The organism is Mesorhizobium sp. M7A.F.Ca.ET.027.03.2.1, from assembly GCF_003999175.1.
Taxonomy (GTDB): Bacteria; Pseudomonadota; Alphaproteobacteria; order Rhizobiales; family Rhizobiaceae; genus Mesorhizobium.
On record NZ_RZOM01001183.1, the window covers coordinates 1 to 1,778 of the forward strand.

Genomic DNA, 1,778 nt, shown 5'->3' on the forward strand with positions numbered 1-1,778 from the left:
GATGTCACCGCCATCGCGCGCGATGGCGGTGACATCGGCGGTGATGAAATCGACTTTCTTCTGCCGCAGCGCCTTGCGGAACAGCGTCAGCATCGCATGCGCGTCGAACCAGCCTTCGCCGGTGCGGCCATAGGCGCCGGCTGAAATGCCCTCGGTCGACAGCCACGGGAACCGGCGCGTAAGCTGGTCGGCATCCTCGAGCACGATGTCGGCGCCCTCAGCCATCTGCGCCTCGTGATTGCTCTTGAGGATCGGCAAGCCGTCCTCGCCGGCAAGGATGAGGTAGCCGCCTTCGCGAAAGCCGATATCGGCGTCGGCGCCGAACTCTTCCTTCAGCCGCCGGAACAGCTTTAGCGTGAACTGCGACAGGCGGATGTTTTCCGGGATCGAGAATTGCTGGCGGATCGAGGCCATGGACAGCGTCGTTGCCGCATGCGCGAATTGCGGATCACGCTCGACCAGCGCGATCGTGCCGGAAAACCCTTGCTCGCGCAGATAGTAGGCGACCGAGGAGCCGACGATGGCTCCGCCGATGATGACGATGTCGTAGCGCATGTTCTCTCCGATCCGGCCGATGGTGTCCTTCACGCCACCGGCAGAATGATCTCGAAGCGCGTGCCGCGTTCGCTGTCAACCAGCGCGATCATACCATCATGCGCTTTCAGGAGGGCCAGCACGATGCCAAGCCCCATGCCGGTGCCGCCCTGCTCGCGCCGCGTGGTGAAGAACGGCTCGAAAATGCGCGCCCGGTTGCTCGGCGAAATGCCGGCGCCATCGTCGCTGACCAGGAGGCTCGCCTTGCCGCCGGCGCTCTTAGCGGAGACAGAAACCGCCGTCGCGCCGTGCCTGGCCGAATTGTCGATGAGATTGGCCAGCACGATAGCCGCGTTCTCGGCCGATATGCGCAAGCCGATTTCGCTGCCGGCTCCGATGCTAACCGCCAGCCTGTTGTCGACGGGAAGCAGCGCCAGCGCCGCACCGATCGATGTGCTTTCGCCGCTCGGCGCCAGGTTTTCGGCACGCGCCAGGTCGAGCAGGCGGCGAACCAGCAGATTGAGCCGTCCCGCATCGGTGACGATATTGTCTGAAAAGCGCCGCCGCTCCGTATCGTCCATCGCGCCACCGGAATCGCGCAGCAGTTCGGCCGCGCCCTGGATCGCCGTCAACGGCGATTTGAGCTCATGCGACACATGGGTGGCGAACGTCTGGATGCTGTCGGAACGCGCCTGCAGTTTTTCGGCCATGTCGAGGAAGGCGGCGGAAAGCTCCGCCATCTCTCGCGTGCCGTGATGGTCGAGCGGCCTGATCGCCGCGCGGTCGCCGGCGGCGATGCGCTCGGTTCGGTCAATCAGCGCATAGATCGGCCGGCTGACGGTGCGCAGGAAAACCAGGCCGATGAGCAGCGTGCCGCCGAGAATGGCGATCGCCGCCAACGTCACCTTGCCGCGTTCGCCATAGAGATGTTTGATGATGTTGTTGGGCGTCCGCGACACATAGACGACGCCGGCGACCTTGCCGCCGACAGCGACCGGCAGGGCGACGAAGACACGCACCTTGGTGCCGCGGCTGACCGAATAGAGCGGTGGCGTCGGCTGGTCGGGAATGCGCAGCCTGAGCGCGCTGGCATAGCGGCCGGCAAGTGCTGTGCGCACCTCTTCGGCCGCACTGAGCGACTGGCCGACCTCGCCGCGCCCGGCAATGACGACGCCCCGGGGATCGAGCAGCCGGAAGCCGGCCAGCGTGGTTTTCTGCGTGGCGTCGAGAATACCGGACAGGCG

The 1,778-nt window shown here is 65.5% G+C and carries 2 protein-coding genes; both read right to left on the minus strand.

Going from position 1 to position 1,778, the window contains the following annotated elements:
• Positions 1-555: FAD-dependent oxidoreductase (locus EN750_RS32715; RefSeq protein ID WP_145968137.1), on the minus strand; the 555-nt coding region annotated here is incomplete at its 3' end.
• A gap of 29 nt (positions 556-584) precedes the next feature.
• On the minus strand, positions 585-1,778 hold a 1,194-nt coding region (locus EN750_RS32720), incomplete at its 5' end, for an ATP-binding protein (RefSeq protein WP_127399146.1).